Origin of the sequence: Cellulomonas fimi, from assembly GCF_028527925.1 — a bacterium.
In the GTDB taxonomy this organism is placed as follows: Bacteria; Actinomycetota; Actinomycetes; order Actinomycetales; family Cellulomonadaceae; genus Cellulomonas; species Cellulomonas fimi_C.
The window spans coordinates 1-17,112 of record NZ_JAPESW010000047.1 but is presented as its reverse complement, the minus strand read 5'-3'; the positions used below and the strand labels follow the sequence as shown (position 1 = coordinate 17,112).

Sequence of the window (17,112 nt, the reverse complement as noted above, 5' to 3'; positions counted from 1 at the left end):
CCGACCCCGCGGGCCCCGCACCGGCGCACGTGGCCGGGACCGGGGCCTGGCGGCGGGTCAGGCGAGGTCGACGTAGACGTCGAGCGCTGCGGCTGGAGCGAGACCGAGCGCGTCCAGGTGCGCGGCCTCGGTCGCGTCGTCGGGGTGGGCGAGCGCGACGCGCGCACCGTCGTCGAAGGCACGTCGGAGGAGCCAGCCGGCGACCGCCGACCACGCGCCGGGCAGCGGCGGGTCGGGCAGCACCGCGACGCCGGACAGGTACGCGGCGGGACCGGCCCGGCCGTCGGAGCGCAGGACGTAGCCGGTGGCGACGGGCACGCCGTCGAGGACCGCGAGCGCGACGGACGCACGGTCGGGCGCGTGCAGGTGCGGCTCGATCCACGCCGACTCGAGCGCGGGGTCGCCGTCGAAGGCCGCCGCGGAGACCGCGACGACGGTCGCCAGGTCGTCGGGACCGGCGGCGCGGACCCGCAGCGCCGGCACCGGGGCAGCGGGGACAGGACCCGCGTCGCGCAGCACGAGGTGCTTGCGGAAGAGGAACGTCCCGTAGGGCCAGGGGGCACCGGCGGGGACGCGCACGCCCCACGGCACCCCGTGCGGCGCGTACCAGTCGCGCATCGCCGCGACGTCCACGGCCGCGGGGTCGGTGACGTCGCCGTTGTTCCACTGCGGGTGCGGCAGGCCGCTCGCCATGAGCCGGACGCCGGGGATCTCGCCCGTGGCGCCGCCGCGACCGGCCCGGATCAAACCGTGCTGCTCCCACGCGTCGGCGTGCACGGTCCGGGCGACGAGCTCACGGGTGTTCACGGTCCCGATCGTGCCGTGCGCGGGTGGACTGCGCGCCGTGGCGCGAGACGACGGCGCGTACCGGTGCGCGGAGGCACTGCGGGGCCCTAGCGTGGCGCCCGGAGGCGGCGCTGCGGCGTCGCGCCTGATGAGAGGCCCATCAGCACGCACGAACGGAGTCCTGCATGTCGACGACCCCGCCCGAGGGCACCGGACCGGCCGAGCCGGTCGACCCGACGAGCACCCCGCCGCACGACCTGTCCAAGCCCCAGCCGCCCGCCGCGCCGCCGGCGCCCGCGTACGGCGCGCCCGTGCCCGGCGGCCCGGCGTACGCCGCGCAGCCCGGCTACGGGGCTCCCGTCGAGTCGAACAAGTCGTTCGTCGCGACGTGGCTGCTCGCCTGGTTCCTCGGCGTGCTCGGCGTCGACCGCTTCTACCTGGGCAAGGTCGGCACGGGCATCCTCAAGCTCGTGACGTGCGGCGGTCTGGGCATCTGGGCGCTGGTCGACATCATCCTGACCCTGGCCGGGGTCCAGCGGGACAAGGCCGGACGGCCGCTCGCCGGGTACGAGCAGCACAAGAAGCTCGCGTGGATCATCACGGCGATCGGCTTCATCCTGGGCTTCGCGGGCAGCGCCGCCAACCAGGCGACGATCGTGGACCAGCTCGACACGTCGTCGGCGGTCGTGGTCGTGGTGGAGGACGCCGCGCTCTGAGCCTGCGCACGGTCGGCTGACGGGGTGCTGCTGCGGCCGCACCCCGTCGTCGTCCCTGGCTGTGCCGGAAGGAGACGGCGCGGGTCAGGACGTGGCGCGCGCAGGGCCGGTGGTGCCGCGTACGACGAGGTGCGTCGGCAGCAGGTCGACGGTCGGCGGGATGCCGTCGTCGGTGGCGCGGCCCTCGGGGCGCCGGGGCCGGTCGATGCGCGCGAGCAGCAGGTCGGCGGCGCGCTGCCCGGCGCGCTCGAGCGGCGCGGCGACGGTCGTGAGGCCGGGCCGGACGAGGTCGGCCCCGAACACGTCGTCGCAGCCGACGACGCTGAGGTCACCCGGCACGTCGAGGCCGCGCGCGGCCAGGCGGTCGAGGATCCCGAACGCGAGCAGGTCGTTGAACGCGAGGACCCCGGTGACACCGGCGCCGCACGCGGCGTCCGCGGCGGCGGCACCCGCCTCGCGCTGCGGCGCGTACGGGCCGAGCACGACGAGCTCGACCCCGAGCCGCCGGGCGGCGGGACGCAGCGCGGCACGGCGGTGGCGGTCCGACCAGGACGTGCGCGGACCGGACGCGTACGCGACGCGGCGGTGGCCGAGCGACGCGAGGTGCTCGAGGGCCTGGACGGCGCCGCCGGGTGTGTCGAGGACGATGCCGTCACCGTCGACGGGCCGGTTGATCGTGACGAGGGGCATGTCGCGTGCCCACCGCGCGAGGGTCGAGTCGTCGATCCGCGGGGCGGCGAGGATCGCGCCGTCGGCGGACGAGCGGATCATGCGCAGCGCGCGTTCCTCGGCGGGGACGGACTCCTCGGTGTCGACGAGCACGTGCGTGTACCCGTCGACGCGCAGCCGTGACTGCACGCCGCGCACGATGCCGAAGAAGAAGGGGTTGGTGACGTCGGGCAGGACGAGTGCGACGGTGCCGGTGCGCCCGGAGCTCAGCGCGCGGCCGGACGCGCTGGGCACGTAGCCGAGCTCCTCGGCGGCGGCGCGGACGCGCGCGGCGGTGTCCTCGGTGATGCGGCCGGGACGGGTCAGGGCGCGTGACGCGGTGGACACCGCGACGCCCGCGGCGTCGGCGACGTCGCGAAGGGTGGGCCGGGTGCCCGGCATCGGTGTCTCCTCTCGGCCGCAGGTCGCCGGTCGTCGTCGTCCGACCACCCGTGGCGGTGTCCATGCTGGTCCACGCGACGCCCCGTTGGCAATATCTGGCAAGCGATTGCCGCATCACGAGGAGGGTGTCTAGGCTCGACGACGGAACGGATTGCACGCGGCGACGGCGCCGCGCACGACGGGAGCACCGATGACGCCGCAGCACCCCGAGCCCACGACCGACACGCCCGCGCGCCCGACCGGTGCCGCCGAGCCGCGCGACATGACGACTGGCGCCGCCGACCCGCGCGACGTGACGACCGGTGCCGCCGACCCGCGCGACGCGACGGTCGGCGCTGCTGACCCGCGCGACGCGACCACCACCGCACCGGCCGCCGCGGACGGCGCCCGCCCCGCGACCCGCCCGTCGGGCAGCGCGATCCGGTCCGCCGAGGTCCTGGTCAGCAGCCCGGACCGCAACTTCGTGACGCTGCGGATCACGACGGAGGACGGCGTCGTCGGGCTCGGCGACGCGACGCTCAACGGCCGGGAGCTGTCCGTCGTCTCCTACCTGCAGGACCACGTCGTGCCGCTGCTGATCGGCCGCGACGCGCACCGCATCGAGGACACGTGGCAGTTCCTCTACCGGTCGGCGTACTGGCGGCGCGGCCCGGTGACGATGGCCGCGATCGCGGCGGTCGACGTCGCGCTGTGGGACATCAAGGCCCGGTACGCGGGCATGCCGCTCTACCAGCTGCTCGGCGGCGCGAGCCGGACCGGGATCATGGCGTACGGGCACGCGTCGGGCCGCGACCTGCCCGAGCTGTTCGACTCGATCCGCCGCCACCGGGAGCTCGGCTTCCGGTCGATCCGCGTGCAGACGTCCGTGCCGGGCATCGACGCGGTGTACGGGGTCGCCGCACAGCCCAGCAGCGGCGGCCGGTACGACTACGAGCCCGCGCAGCGCGCGCCGCTGCCGGCCGAGGAGGACTGGGACACCCGCGCCTACCTGCGGCACGTCCCGCGCGTGTTCGAGGCCGTCCGGAACGAGTTCGGTCCCGAGCTGCCGCTGCTGCACGACGGTCACCACCGCATGACACCGATCCAGGCGGCGCGGCTCGGCAAGGACCTCGAGCCGTTCGACCTGTTCTGGCTCGAGGACTGCACGCCGGCCGAGAACCAGGAGGCGCTGCGGCTCGTGCGGCAGCACACGACGACCCCGCTCGCGATCGGTGAGGTCTTCAACACCGTCTGGGACTACCAGACGATCATCCGCGAGCAGCTCATCGACTACGTGCGGTCCGCCGTCACGCACACGGGCGGCATCACCGCGCTGCGCCGGATCCTCGACTTCGCCGCGCAGTACCAGATCAAGTCCGGCATCCACGGGCCGACGGACATCTCCCCCGTGGGCATGGCCGCCGCGCTGCACCTCGACCTCGCGATCCACAACTTCGGGATCCAGGAGTACATGCAGCACGGGCGCCTCACCGACGAGGTGTTCCGCCAGTCGTTCACGTTCACCGACGGGTTCCTGCACCCCGGCGACGAGCCCGGCCTGGGCGTCGTCTACGACGACGACGTCGCCGACCGTTTCCCGTACCAGCCGGCGTACCTGCCGTTCAACCGGCTCAAGGACGGCACCGTCCACGACTGGTGACGCGCCCGCGCCGACCGGCTCCGCACCACGGAAGGACCCGCGTGACCAGCACCGACGCCCACCCCATGTGGCTGCCCGACGAAGCGCTGCGTCGGCTCGGCGAGCGCCGCGTGCTCGTCGCCGTCGGACCCGACGACCCCGTCGGTGCGACCGTCGTGGCCGAGGTCCGCGCCGCGACCGCACGCTGGGGCGGATCGGTCACGGTCGCCTCGACCGACGCGCCGCTGACGGGCGCCGAGGCGCGCGGGCACGACGTCGTGCTCGCGCTCGTCCCGCCGTCGACCGCGTCCGACGAGCCGACCCGTGCGCTCGCCGCCGACGTGCCCACCGCGAGCGGGTCGTTCGGCGTGCTGCGTGAGGGCGCGACGACGACGGTCCTCGGGCGGGACGCGGCCGGGCTGCTGTACGGGCTCCACCACCTCGTCCGGGCGGGTGCAGCCGCGGCAGAGGGTGACACGCCGCTCACCTGGTACGCGCCGACCAACGACATCCGGATGCTCGACCACTGGGACAACGTCGACGTGCACCCGGTGATGGGCCAGGTCGAGCGCGGCTATGCGGGCGGGTCGATCTTCTACGCCGACGGGCGCGTGCGGGAGGACCTGTCGCGCGTCGCCGCGTACGCACGGCTGCTCGGGTCCGTCGGGATCAACGCGGTGTCGATCAACAACGTCAACGTGCACCGCACCGAGGCGCGCCTGCTCACGGACGGCCTGCCCGACGTCGCGCGCATCGCGGCCCTCTTCCGCCCGCACGGCATCCGCGTCCACCTGTCGGTGTCGTTCGCGGCGCCGATGACGGTCGGCGGCCTGCCCACGTCCGACCCGCTCGACGCCGACGTGCAGGCGTGGTGGGCGGCGCGCGTCGCCGACGTCTACGACGCCGTCCCGGACTTCGGCGGGTTCGTCGTCAAGGCGGACTCGGAGGGCCAGCCCGGCCCGTTCGCGTACGGCCGCGACCACGCCGACGGCGCGAACCTGCTGGCCCGCGCCCTCAAGCCGTTCGGCGGCACGGTGTTCTGGCGCGCGTTCGTCTACAACCACCGGCAGGACTGGCGGGACCGCTCGACGGACCGAGCGCGTGCCGCGCACGACCACTTCGCGCCGCTCGACGGGCGGTTCGACGACAACGTCGTCCTGCAGGTGAAGTACGGCCCGATGGACTTCCAGACCCGCGAGCCCGTCTCCCCCGTGATCGCCGCGGTGCCGCGCACGCGCCTCGCCGTCGAGCTGCAGGTCACGCAGGAGTACACCGGCCAGCAGAAGCACGCCGTGTGGCTGGGGCCGCAGTGGTCGGAGATCCTGCGCTTCCGGCCGTGGGGCGAGGGCGGCCGGACCGTCGCGGACGTCGCGGCCGGGACCGGCGGGGCGGACGACGCCCGACGCGCCGGGCTGGTCGCCGTGTCGAACGTCGGCGACGACGCGTTCTGGACCGGCCACCCGCTCGCGCAGGCCAACCTCTACACGTTCGCGCGCCTCGCGTGGGACCCGTCGGCCGACCCGCAGGCGCTGCTCGACGAGTGGATCGGGCTCACGTTCCCGGACGCCGACCCCGTCGTCGCTGCGACCCTGCACGAGATCCTCGACGACTCGTGGCGCACCTACGAGGACTACACCGCGCCGCTCGGCGTCGGCTTCATGGTCCGCCCCGGCCACCACTACGGCCCGGACGTCGACGGCTACGAGTACACGCCCTGGGGCACCTACCACTTCGCCGACCGCGACGGGATCGGCGTCGACCGGACGCGCGCGACCGGCACGGGTTTCACCGGCCAGTTCCCGGCACCGTGGCGTGACGTGTACGAGGACGTCACGACGTGCCCCGACGAGCTGCTGCTGTTCTTCCACCACGTGCCGTGGTCGCACGTGCTGCACAGCGGCGTCTCGGTCGCCCAGCACGTCTACGACACCCACTGGGACGGCGCCGCCCGGACCGTCGACAACACCGCCGCGTGGGACGCGATCGCCGGCCAGGTCCGCGCCGACCTGCACCAACGCGTCGCCGAACGGCTCGCCGAGCAGGTCCGCAGCGCCCACGAGTGGCGCGACCAGCTCCGCACCTACGTCTACCGCCACAGCGGCATCCCGGACGCGACCGGCCGAACGGTGTACTGACCCGATGTCCGCGAGCCGGAGCACGGGCCGGCGCGCGTCCACGGCACGCTCGACGTGATCGGCGTCGTTCGTGTCGGCTCAGCCGCGCCCGCGTCCTCAGGTCAGGTGGTGAAGCGGGTGGTGGCGTCGGCGATCACCGGGGTCGCGTTGCGGACCAGGAGGGCGACGAGCGGTGACGCGAGCAGGACGAGGAGCCAGTCGGTGGCGAGCGACGCGATGCCGACCGCGACGATCACGAGGGCGAGCACCCCGAGCCCGCTGACCGGCTTCGCGGCGAGGTAGTGCGCGGAGAGCCGTGCGACGTCGCGCGTGCGGAACGCGAACAGGGACGACAGGACGAGCGCGTTCCCCGCCCACGCGAGCACGGCCACCGCGACCACGAGGGACACGATCGCGAACGCGCCGCCGGACCTGCCGAGCGCTCCCGCGCCCGCGACGTTGACCGCGAGGACCGTCAGGACGAGGAGGGTCGGCACCCACCACCGCAGCACGTCGCGCCAGTTCAGCCGGTAGCCGCGCCAGTAGTGCCGTGCGGGCGACAGGTCGCGGTCGCCCGGCGGCGTCGTGAGCCAGTCGCGCCAGGCGAAGACGGCGGCGGCGAGGGACGGGCCGAGCGGCACGGCCGCGAGCGCGAACAGCGGCGCGTTCCCGGGGCTGCGGTCGAGCAGGACGAACGCCACGAGGGTCGGCAGGGACGTGAGGAGGATCAGGCCCTCGACCACGACCGCCCAGTAGACGGCCGCCGAGCCGCGCGAGAACGGTCCGCGGCCGACCTCCGAGAACCGGTCGGCGTCCGCGCTCACGACGCTCACCCGACCGGACCGTCGTCGGGCGTGCGCGGCGTCGGGAGCTCCGGGTCGCCCACGTCGACGTGCGCCCGCGCACCGCTGAGGAGCGCCACCGCGCGCCCGGTCCCCGGCGGGTCGGCGACCAGCCGGTCGTCCTCGACGCCGAGCAGCCGGCGGTCGTCGAGACCCTCGTGGAACGCCTCCATGACGGGCGTCACCTCGACGAACGTGACCTCGTGACGCGCGAGGGACAGGTCGAGCGAGATGCGCCCGTCGACGACCGGGTACGCCGCGTGCGTCGTCGAGGGTCGTGCGAGGTCGCGCAGGACGTCGACCTGGCGCTCGGTCGGCGAGAACGGGCGGCCGAGCTCGCGCCAGGCGGCGAAGGCGTTGCCCTCGTGCTCGTTGACGCGCTCGCGCACGACGAAGGCCGTCGCCGGACCGCCCCCGTCGCCCGGCCGCCCCACCCCGCGGCCGCTGCCGACCGGGACCGACAGCCGCAGCTCGTGCCGCTCGTCGGCGGGCCCGCCGTCGGTGCCGCCCACGGGCTGCCAGGCGAGGACGGTGACGCGCCCGTCGTCGTCGACGCACACGAGGTGGTCGTCGCCGCGCGCGAGCACGTGCCGGCCCATGCGGGCCAGGAACGCGAACAGGTGGTACGTCGGCTTGGGCACCTGGCGGTGCGTGAGCAGCCCGAACCCGCCGTGGAAGAACGACGTGGGGATCCACGCCTCCTCGAACACGTCGCAGAACGTCCAGTAGGAGAACGAGTCGACGTGGTCGCCGCCGCGGACCATGACGGGCGCGAGGTAGGCCGCGTTGTAGGCGGTGTCGTGGATCGGGTTGTCCGGGCAGTACGAGGTGTTGAACTCCGTGACGTGCACGGGCAGGTCGGCGAGCGGGTGGCCGGCGAGCAGGCGGCGCGGGGTCGCGAACTGGTCGAGCAGGTCCTGCGGCGGCTTGAGCGTCTGATAGCTGCCGAACGGGACGTGCTGCGCAGGCCCGGAGGAGTAGGCGTGCACGCTGAGGAAGTCGCACGGCACGTCGCGGCCGGTCACGAAGTCGGCGAACGGCTGCCACCACTCGTCGGCCCCGGGCGAGATCGCGGGCCCGCCGACCTGGAGCGACGCGTCGACGTCCTTGATCGCGCGGGCCGTGACCTCGTAGAGCCGCAGGTACGCGTCCTGGTCGGCGTCCTTCCAGAACTGCACGAGGTTCGGCTCGTTCCAGACCTCGATCGGCCACTGCCGCACCTCGTCGATGCCGTAGCGGTCGACGAGGTGGCGCACGAGCGTCGTCACCAGGTCGGTCCACCCGGACCACGACGACGGCGGCGTGATGTTGCCCTTCCACCAGAAGACGGTGTCGTCCCCCGACGCGAGCACCGACGGCATGAACCCGAGCTCGACGAAGGGCTTGATGCCGATCCCGAGGAACGCGTCGTGCACCTGGTCGACGTAGGTGAACGAGTGCCGGAGCCCGGACCGGTCGCCGATCGACCAGGGCCGCAGCACCCCCATGTCGTCGGACAGCAGCCCGTGCCCGCGGATGTGCCGGAACCCGATGTCCCGCTGGACCATCGCGAGCGAATCGCGGTAGTCGGCGCGCAGCGCGAGGTTGAGCCGGCCGGTGCCGACGCAGTGCCGCCAGGCGTCGGGCAGCGGGCCGAGCGGGGTGGCGGGGACGACGACACGGGTCACGGGGTCTCCTGGAGGACGAGCACGTCGGCGGGCGCGAGGGTCAGGGTGTCACCGCGACGGACGACGCGGCCGGTGAGGGCGTCGGTGCCCTCGACCTCGGACGTCACGGTGAGCGGCGTCGTCCCATGGTGCAGCACGAAGCGGTACCGGGTGCCGTCCGGCTGGACGCGGTCGACGACCTCGAGCGCGGGCTCGTCCGCGTGCGGCCCCATGAGGCCGTGCTGGTCGAGGACGTGCCGCAGGACGCGCGCGACGCCGTCGTCGTCGAGGCCGGTCCCGACGTGCCAGGCGGCACCCTCGCCGCGGGCGGCGCGTGTGACGGCCGGGGTGCCTGCGTAGAAGTCGGCGCCGTACGTCCCGACGACCTCGGTGCCGTCGTGCGGGACGAGCAGCTCGAAGACGAGGGACGCGGGGTGCGTCGTCGACCCGTTCCAGTCGATCGCGCCGTCGGTGCCCGGACCGCCGAGGCGCAGCGTGACGGGGTTGGCGACGTCGGGTGCGGCCGAGTCGGTCTCCTCGACGCGGACGCCGAGCAGCGCGTCGAGCGGCGGCTCGCCGAGGAACGCGTTGGTGTCCTCGTCGACGCGGCCGCCGTAGAACGTGGTGACGAGAGACCCGCCGCGGTGCACGAACGCGGTGAGCCGCTCGACGACGTCGCCCTTGAGCACGTGCAGCAGCGGCGCGACGACGACGTCGTACGCCGAGAGGTCAGCGGTCACGGGCACGACGTCCACGGCGGCGTTCGCCGACCACAGCGCCCGGTGGTACTGCAGCAGCGTCTGGACGTAGGAGACGTGCCGGTTGTAGCCGTCGGTCATCTCGACCGCCCACCACGAGTCCCAGTCGAGCAGCAGCGCGACGCGGGCGGGCGTGCGCGCGCCGAGCACGCCGCCACCCAGGGTGCGCAGCGACGCGCCCAGGGCCGACGCCTCGCGGAACACACGCGTGTCCGTCCGGCCGGAGTGATCGATCACCGCGCCGTGGTACTTCTCGCACGCGCCCCTCGACTGGCGGAGCTGGAAGAACAGCGTCGCGTCGGCGCCGTGCGCGACCGACTGCCACGTCCACAGCGCGAGCACGCCGGGCCGCTTCACGGGGTTCACGTCGCGCGACGCGGTGATCGACGGCGTCTGCTCCATGACCCAGACGGGCGCGCCACCGCCGACCCCGCGCATCGCGGCGTGCGTCGCCGCCATCCGGGCCGCCGTGCGCAGCGGGGTGTCCGCGGGCGGGTAGTTGTCCCACGTCACGAGGTCGAGGTGCGGCGCCCAGCGGTGGTAGTCGACCGGCTGGTACAGGCCCATGAAGTTCGTCGTGACGGGCGTCGTCGCGTCGTGCGCGCGGATCGCGGCCTTCTCCGCGACGAACCCGCCCAGCAGCGCGTCCGACATGAAGCGGCGGTAGTCGAGCGTCGTGCCCTGGAACGCCGTGTGGTTCGGACCACGCCAGTGCTCGGACAGCATCGTCGGCGGCTGGATCTCGTCCCAGTCGGAGTAGGTGTGCGACCAGAACATCGCGTTCCACGCGTCGTTGAGCCGGTCGAGCGTCCCGTACCGCGTGCGCAGCCAGTCGCGGAACCCCGCCGCGCACAGGTCGCAGTAGCAGGCGCCGCCGTACTCGTTGCCGACGTGCCACGCGACGACCGCGGGGTGGCCCGCGTACCGCTGCGCGAGCTGCGACGCGAGCGCGACGGACAGCCGACGGAAGTCCGGCGACGACGGGCAGTGGTTGTGCCGCTGCCCGTACACGTGGCGGCGGCCCTCGACGTCCACGCGGCAGGCGTCCGGGTAGGCGCGCGCGAGCCACGGCGGCATCGCCCCCGACGGCGTCGCGAGGACGACCTCCCGCCCGGCCTGCGCCGCGCGGTCCACGATCGCGTCGAGCGTCGAGAAGTCGTACCGGTCCTCCGCGGGCTGCAGGTGCGCCCACGCGAACACCCCGACCGTGACGGTCGTGATGCCGGCCTCGTCGAACGCGCGGTGGTCGTCCTCCCACACGTCCTTCGGCCACTGCTCGGGGTTGTAGTCGCCGCCGTAGCGGACCTGGTTGCTCACGATTCGGCACGTCTCCCGGGACACAGGGGTGGAACGGCGGACCCGGCCGGTCCCGCGCGCAGCGACGCGGGAGCGGCCGGGTCCGGGCGGCGTCAGCCCTTCGCGGCCAGCGCCTGGTTGTAGGTGTCGACGTACTGGTCGACGTTGAGACCCTTGAGCTCCGTCATCCACGCGTCCCACTCGGACATCGGGCGGCTGCCCAGGATGAACGCGGCCGTGTTCTGCAGCACCGAGTCGTTGAGCGCGGACTGCCAGAGCGTGACCTGCTCCTGCTGCATCTCGTCGAGCGGCGCGGTCGGCGCGAGCGGCAGCTCCTCCTTGTCCGCCATCGACTCGACGAACTCACGCGTCGGCGGGGTCTGCATCGAGCCGATGAGCTCGTCCGTCGAGCCGTTCGCGAACATGAACACGCCGTTGCTGAAGCCGAAGTCCGCGTTGAGCTTCTTCGTGCCCGTCGGGTTGAGGCCGTTCCAGTCGACGTCCGCCGCGAGCGTGCGGGTGTCGCCGTCCTTCGTGTACGTCGTGCCCTCGACGCCCCACTGCGAGAACTCGATGCCCTCGTCCGAGTAGTACAGCCAGTCGATCCACTGCAGCAGCGCGAGGAAGTGCGGCGAGTCCTTCGCGGCCGACGAGAGCATGAAGCCGGACGCGATGCGCGAGCCCGAGGCGACGTAGTCACCGGCCGGGCCGGCGGGGACGCGGATGAGCTTGACGTCGGCAGACGTGTTGCCCGCGTCGGTGAACGTCTTGCGGTACGTCGTGACCTCCTGCGTGTTGCCGGAGATCGCGAGCGACTGGCCCGAGCCAAACTTCTGGATCGCGGTGTCGTCGTCCTGCGTCAGCGACTCGGGGTCGAGCAGACCGTCCTCCACCAGGCTCGCGAAGTACTCGACGAGCTCCTTGTAGCCGTCCGTCGTCGGCGCGTAGACGAACTTCTCCTCGTCCTCGTCGAACCACAGGCCCTGGCCGAAGCCCCAGCCCGCGATGGTGTCGAAGTTCGGCGCGGCGATGTTGAGCGTCGCGCCGAGCGGGCTGTTGTTGTTCGTCGACCAGCGGTCCGACATCGGCCACACGCCCGGGTTCGCGGCCTTGAGCTTCGCGAGCGCGTCACGGAAGTCGTCCCAGGTCTCCGGGTCCTCCGTGATACCCGCGGCGTCCCACAGGTCCTTGCGGACCGCGATCGAGTACTGCGGCTGCGGCGACTCGTACAGCCCGGGGAGCATGTAGTACTTGCCGTCGGCCTGCTCGAGCGAGTCGAGGTAGTCCTGCATCCCCCACTCCTCGATCTTCTGCTGGAAGTTCGGCATGTACTGCACGTAGTCCGAGATCGGCAGGATCGCGCCGCCCGACACGAACTGCGTCTCCTGGCCCTTGTACGTCACCGGGATGAACTCGGGGGCGTCGCCGGAGGAGATGATGAGCGACTTCTTCTGGTCCCAGTCGGACAGCGGCGCGCTCGTGATGTCGAACGTGACGTTGTGCTTGTCCTCCATCTCCGTGAAGAACAGCCAGTCCTCGTTGAGCGGGTAGTTCGGGTGGTCGCGGTACAGCAGCCCGAACTCGACGGGCTCGGTCGCGACGAACTCCGTGCCGGCCGCGAAGTCCTCCATGGCGCCGACGCGGTTCGCGTCCGGGATGCCGGCGTCGCCGCCGGTCTCCTCGGCCGTCGCGCCGTCGCCGGACGAGCACGCCGCCGTCAGGGCGAGGGCGAGGACCGCGACCGACGCCGCGGCGCCTGCGCGCTTTCGTGCTGACCTCATGATTCTCCTTTTCGTGGAACTCCGTCGTCCTGCACGGGAGGGGATGGGAAATGCAGCCAGGAGGCGTCACTGCTTGACCGCGCCGAGCATCACGCCCGACACGAAGTACCTCTGGATGAAGGGGTAGAGGCAGATGATCGGCAGCACGGTGAGGAGCATCGTCACGGACTGCACGTTCGCCGCGATCTGCGTGAGGCTGTCCGTGGAGCCACCCTGGATCGACGTCCCCGACGTCACGCCCGCGAGCAGGTTCCGGAGGTACATCGTCACCGGGTAGAGCCTGGGGTCGTCGATGTAGAGGAAGGCGGCGAACCACGAGTTCCAGAACGACACCGCGTAGAACAGCAGCATCGTCGCGACGACGGCTTTCGACAGCGGGAGGACGACGCGGAAGAAGATGCCGTACGTCGTCATGCCGTCGATCGCCGCGGCTTCCTCGAGCTCGCTCGGGAAGTTCTCGAAGAACGACTTCATCACCAGCAGGTTGAAGACGCTGATCGCGTTCGGGAGCACGATCGCCCAGATCGTGTTGCGCATCCCGAGCTCGCTGATGAGCACGTAGTTCGGGATGAGGCCGCCGTTGAAGAACATCGTCGCGACAGCGACGCCGATGAAGAACTTGCGGCCCTTGAGGTTCCGCCGCGACAACGCGTACGCGTACGTCGTCGTCAGGGCCATCGCGATCGTCGTCGCGACGACCGTGTAGACGACGGTGTTCCGGTAGTTGCGCCAGAACATGTCGTCGCCCATGACGACGCCGAACGTCGTGACGTTGAACCCGCGGGGGAACAGGTTCACCTGGCCCGAGTTGATGTACCCCTCCGACGAGAACGCCTGCGCGACGATGTTGACGAACGGGTACAGGACCAGCGCGCACACGACGATCAGCAGCGCCGCGTTGACGAACCGGAAGGACCGGTACGCGGGCGAGTCCCTCACGACGCGCGGCTTCGTGCTGATCGCCGCGGCCGGCTTCGACAGGTCGGTGGTCACCACAGGCTCGCCCCTACGGTCTTGCGCGAGATCGCGTTGGCGGACAGGACGAGCGTCACGCCGATGATCGCCTCGAACAGGCCGATCGCGGTGGCGTAGGAGACGCTGTTCGAGACGATGCCGACGCGGTACAGGTACGTGGAGATGACGTCGGCCGTCGAGTAGATGAGGGGGTTCTGCAGCAGCAGGATCTTCTCGAAGCCGACCGCCATGAACGTGCCGACGTTGAGGATGAGCAGCACGACCATCGTCGGGCGGATGCCCGGCAGTGTGATGTGCCACGTCTGCTGCCAGCGGTTGGCGCCGTCGATCCGGGCCGCCTCGTAGAGCTGGTCGTCGATCGTCGTGAGCGCCGCGAGGTAGAGGATCGTGCCCCACCCGACGGTCTGCCAGACCTCCGAGCTCAGGTAGATCGTCCGGAACCAGGACGCCTCCTGCATGAAGGTGATCGCGTCCCCGCCGAGCGCCGTGATGATCTGGTTGATCGTCCCGTTCACCGCGGTGAGCTGGAACACCACGCCCGCGACGATGACGACCGACATGAAGTGCGGCAGGTAGGAGATCGTCTGCACCGACCGCTTGAAGTGCCGCGACCGCACCTCGTTGAGCATGAGCGCGAGCAGGATCGGCAGCGGGAAGACGATCACCAGCGTCAGCAGGCCCAGCACGACCGTGTTGGTGAACGCGTGCCAGAACTGCTGGTCGTTGATGAACATGCGGACGTAGTAGAGGCCGACCCACTCGTCGCCCAAGATGCTCGACCCCGGCCGGAACCGCCGGAACGCGACGACGTTGCCGAGGATCGGCAGGTACCGGAACACGAGCAGGAAGACGAGCGGCAGGACGAGGAAGGTGTACAGCCGCCAGTCGCGCCTGAGGGCCTGACGCCAGGTCGTGCGGCTGGGCCGGACGACGGTGCCGCCGGGGGTGGTGAACGTCTGCGTGCGGCGCGGGCGGCGGGGCCTGCGGGGTGCCGGGCTGCCCGCCGGGGGCGGGGCGTTGTCGGCCACGCCCACGGGAGGCGGCGCGCCCGGGGTCGTCGCGACGCCCGCGACCACGGGCTCCTGGACGCTGCTCATGCGGTCACCACCTCCGGTGCGTCGGCTCCGGCGAGCACCGCCACCTCGGTGACGAGGCGACGGGTGTGGTCGACGACCCGCAGCGGGCCGTCGAGGCGCGCGGCCAGGGTGGTGTGGTGGTCGGCGCTCGACCGCGAGACGCGCAGCTCGACGTCGCCCGGCTCGACGACGCGGCGCCCGTCGGTCCCCGTGAACGCGGTGACGTCGGCGGGCACGGTGAACGTGATGCGGCCGCGCTCGCCCGGCGCGAGCTCGACGCGCGCGTACCCGACGAGCCGCACGACGGGCCGCGTCACCTGCGCGACGGGGTCGTGCAGGTAGAGCTGCACGACGTCCGCGCCGGCCGTCTCGCCCGTGTTCGTGACGTCGACCTCGACGACGGCCTCGCCGTCGACCGGCCAGACGTCGCCTGTCACGAGGCGGGCGTCCCAGTCGAACGACGTGTACGACAGACCGTGGCCGAACGGGAACGCGTGCGTCGGGTCGATGTTCGAGACCTGCGTGCGGCGGCCCAACGGCTGCGACAGGTACGTGCCGGGCTGGCCCGACGCGTCCGCGGGCAGGCTCACGGGCAGACGGCCCGACGGGTTCGTCGCGCCGGTCAGCACCTCGCCGAGCGCCTGCCCGCCGCGCTGCCCGGGGAAGAACGCCTGCACGACGGCGGCGGCGCGGGTGGCGAGGTCGCCGAGCGCGTACGGGCGGCCCGTGAGCAGGACCAGGACGACGGGCGTGCCGGTGTCGAGGAGCGCGCGCACCAGGTCGGCCTGGACGCCCGGCAGGTGCAGGTCGGTCGCGTCGCACCCCTCCCCCGACGTGCCGCGGCCGAACAGCCCGGCGCGGTCGCCGACCACGGCCACCACCACGTCCGCGGCCTGCGCCTGCGCGACCGCCTCGGCGAACCCGCTGCGGTCCGGGTCGGTGACGTCGCAGCCGCGCGCGGTCGTCGTCGTGACGCCCGCGGTCCGCAGGCCGTCGAGGACCGTGGGGATGTCGAGCCCGATCGCGTGGTCGGGGTGGTGCACGCCGACGTGCGCGGGGAACGAGTAGCAGCCGAGCATCGCGTACGGGTCGTCGGCGAGCGGGCCGACGACGGCGACGCGCTGCCCGGCGGTGAGCGGGAGGGCCGCCTGCGGGTTGGTCAGGAGGACGACGGCCTCGCGGGCCAGCCGCAGGGCGACGTCCCGGCTCTCGGCGTCGTCGAGCGTGAGGGCGTCGACGTCCGCGGGCAGGGGCTGCCAGCCGTCGTCGAGCAGGCCCAGCTCGACCTTCTGCCGCAGGACGCGGTGCAGCGCGCGGTCGACCAGCGCCTCGTCGACGTCGCCGCGGGCGAGGGCCTCGCGCAGCGGGCGGCCGTAGCAGTGCACGCTCGGCAGCTCGACGTCGACGCCCGCGCGCAGGGCCAGGGCGGCGGCGTGACCGTCGTCGGCCGCGACCCCGTGGAGCGTGTGCAGGAACCGGACGCCGTAGTAGTCGGCGACGAGCGTGCCGTCGAAGCCCCACGTGTCGCGCAGCAGCGTGGTGAGCAGCCACGGGTCGGCGGCCGACGGTATGCCGTCGAGCTCGGCGTACGAGTGCATGACCGACCGGGCGCCACCCTCGCGGACCGCCATCTCGAACGGCGGCAGGATCACGTCGGCGAGCTCGCGCGGACCGATCGAGACGGGCGCGAGGTTGCGGCCGGCGCGGCTGGCCGAGTACCCGGCGAAGTGCTTGAGCGTCGCGACGACGCCCGCGGACTCGATCCCCCGCACGTACGCGGTGCCGACCGTGCCGACGAGGTACGGGTCCTCGCCGATCGTCTCCTCCGTGCGGCCCCACCGGTAGTCGCGCGTGACGTCGAGGACCGGCGCGAGGCCCTGGTGCACGCCCGCGGCCCGCATGCTCGCGCCGATGCGTGCGGCCATCGCCTCGACGAGCGCGGGGTCGAACGTCGCGCCCCACGACAGCGGCGCCGGGTACGCGGTGGCCTGCCAGGCGGCGAAGCCCGTGAGGCACTCCTCGTGCACCAGGGCCGGGATGCCGAACCGGTTGGCCGCCATCACCTCGGCCTGCGACGCGGCGAGGCTGCGCGCGCCGAGGACCGGGTCGACGGGTGCCGAGCCGAACGGGCGCGTGAGCTGGCCGAGGCCGTCGGCGATCACCTCGTCCCACGAGAGGTCGCCGGTCATGTCCGCCTGGTGCGGCGCGACGCCTCCGCCCGACGCGTCGGCGCCGACCCAGAGCCCGACGAGCTGCGAGACCTTCTCGTCGACCGTCATCGCCGCCACGAGGGCGGCGGCGCGCTCGTCGGGGCTGCGCGTCGTGTCCCGCCAGGGGGCCTGTGCTGCGTCCGTCATCGGGTCGATTCCCTCCCGCGCCCACGTCGTCGTGAGC

At 72.8% G+C, this 17,112-nt stretch carries 12 protein-coding genes; 3 read left to right on the top strand and 9 right to left on the bottom strand.

Features of this window, described 5'->3' with window-relative positions:
* Positions 1-57 precede the first annotated feature (57 nt).
* Entirely contained in the window at positions 58-807 is a 750-nt protein-coding gene (locus tag OMK64_RS16700; RefSeq protein ID WP_272729483.1) for a hypothetical protein, read from the bottom strand.
* Positions 808-971: 164 nt separating this feature from the next.
* Between OMK64_RS16700 and OMK64_RS16695 the strand changes: the two genes are divergently transcribed.
* The gene (locus OMK64_RS16695; protein WP_272729482.1) at positions 972-1,502 is read left to right on the top strand and encodes a TM2 domain-containing protein; all 531 of its coding nucleotides are present in this window, start codon (positions 972-974) and stop codon (positions 1,500-1,502) included.
* An 84-nt stretch (positions 1,503-1,586) separates the two neighbouring features.
* Here the strand turns inward: OMK64_RS16695 and OMK64_RS16690 are convergent, their stop codons facing one another.
* Positions 1,587-2,612: a LacI family DNA-binding transcriptional regulator gene (locus OMK64_RS16690; protein WP_272729481.1), complete on the bottom strand. Its 1,026-nt coding sequence runs from the start codon at positions 2,610-2,612 to the stop codon at positions 1,587-1,589.
* Between the two features lie 190 nt (positions 2,613-2,802).
* Here OMK64_RS16690 and manD point away from each other — a divergent pair, with 190 nt between their 5' ends.
* Together manD and OMK64_RS16680 are read left to right on the top strand one after the other, a co-directional pair.
* Complete coding sequence (gene manD, locus OMK64_RS16685; protein WP_272729480.1) at positions 2,803-4,251, top strand: D-mannonate dehydratase ManD; 1,449 nt, start codon at positions 2,803-2,805, stop codon at positions 4,249-4,251.
* Positions 4,252-4,292: 41 nt separating this feature from the next.
* Positions 4,293-6,365, top strand: coding sequence for an alpha-glucuronidase (locus OMK64_RS16680; RefSeq protein WP_272729479.1), 2,073 nt, complete (start codon positions 4,293-4,295; stop codon positions 6,363-6,365).
* A gap of 101 nt (positions 6,366-6,466) precedes the next feature.
* Here OMK64_RS16680 and OMK64_RS16675 read toward each other — a convergent pair whose 3' ends face one another.
* The 7 genes from OMK64_RS16675 to OMK64_RS16645 form a co-directional block, all read right to left on the bottom strand.
* The gene (locus OMK64_RS16675; protein ID WP_272729478.1) at positions 6,467-7,177 is read right to left on the bottom strand and encodes a DUF624 domain-containing protein; all 711 of its coding nucleotides are present in this window, start codon (positions 7,175-7,177) and stop codon (positions 6,467-6,469) included.
* On the bottom strand, positions 7,174-8,853 hold the full coding sequence (locus OMK64_RS16670; RefSeq protein WP_272729477.1) for a GH39 family glycosyl hydrolase: 1,680 nt from the start codon (positions 8,851-8,853) through the stop codon (positions 7,174-7,176). The genes OMK64_RS16675 and OMK64_RS16670 overlap by 4 nt, the downstream gene beginning before the upstream one ends.
* The gene (locus tag OMK64_RS16665; protein ID WP_272729476.1) at positions 8,850-10,907 is read right to left on the bottom strand and encodes a beta-galactosidase; all 2,058 of its coding nucleotides are present in this window, start codon (positions 10,905-10,907) and stop codon (positions 8,850-8,852) included. The genes OMK64_RS16670 and OMK64_RS16665 overlap by 4 nt, the downstream gene beginning before the upstream one ends.
* A 92-nt stretch (positions 10,908-10,999) precedes the next feature.
* The gene (locus OMK64_RS16660) at positions 11,000-12,667 is read right to left on the bottom strand and encodes an ABC transporter substrate-binding protein (RefSeq protein WP_272729475.1); all 1,668 of its coding nucleotides are present in this window, start codon (positions 12,665-12,667) and stop codon (positions 11,000-11,002) included.
* Positions 12,668-12,733: 66 nt separating this feature from the next.
* Complete coding sequence (locus OMK64_RS16655) at positions 12,734-13,663, bottom strand: carbohydrate ABC transporter permease (protein ID WP_374694111.1); 930 nt, start codon at positions 13,661-13,663, stop codon at positions 12,734-12,736.
* A complete protein-coding gene (locus OMK64_RS16650; RefSeq protein ID WP_272729474.1) occupies positions 13,657-14,739 on the bottom strand; it encodes an ABC transporter permease in 1,083 nt (360 codons plus the stop codon). Before OMK64_RS16650 ends, OMK64_RS16655 begins: the two co-directional genes overlap by 7 nt.
* Entirely contained in the window at positions 14,736-17,075 is a 2,340-nt protein-coding gene (locus OMK64_RS16645; RefSeq protein ID WP_272729492.1) for a beta-xylosidase/alpha-l-arabinosidase, read from the bottom strand. The genes OMK64_RS16650 and OMK64_RS16645 overlap by 4 nt, the downstream gene beginning before the upstream one ends.
* Between the last annotated feature and the right edge of the window lie 37 nt (positions 17,076-17,112).

Bases quoted from the DNA above. Each gene is read 5' to 3' on its own strand.
- OMK64_RS16695 (WP_272729482.1), top strand. From the start codon at position 972: ATGTCGACGACCCCGCCCGAGGGCACCGGACCGGCCGAGCCGGTCGAC.
- OMK64_RS16650 (WP_272729474.1), bottom strand. From the start codon at position 14,739: ATGAGCAGCGTCCAGGAGCCCGTGGTCGCGGGCGTCGCGACGACCCCG.
- OMK64_RS16645 (WP_272729492.1), bottom strand. From the start codon at position 17,075: ATGACGGACGCAGCACAGGCCCCCTGGCGGGACACGACGCGCAGCCCC.
- manD (WP_272729480.1), top strand. From the start codon at position 2,803: ATGACGCCGCAGCACCCCGAGCCCACGACCGACACGCCCGCGCGCCCG.
- OMK64_RS16660 (WP_272729475.1), bottom strand. From the start codon at position 12,667: ATGAGGTCAGCACGAAAGCGCGCAGGCGCCGCGGCGTCGGTCGCGGTC.
- OMK64_RS16690 (WP_272729481.1), bottom strand. From the start codon at position 2,612: ATGCCGGGCACCCGGCCCACCCTTCGCGACGTCGCCGACGCCGCGGGC.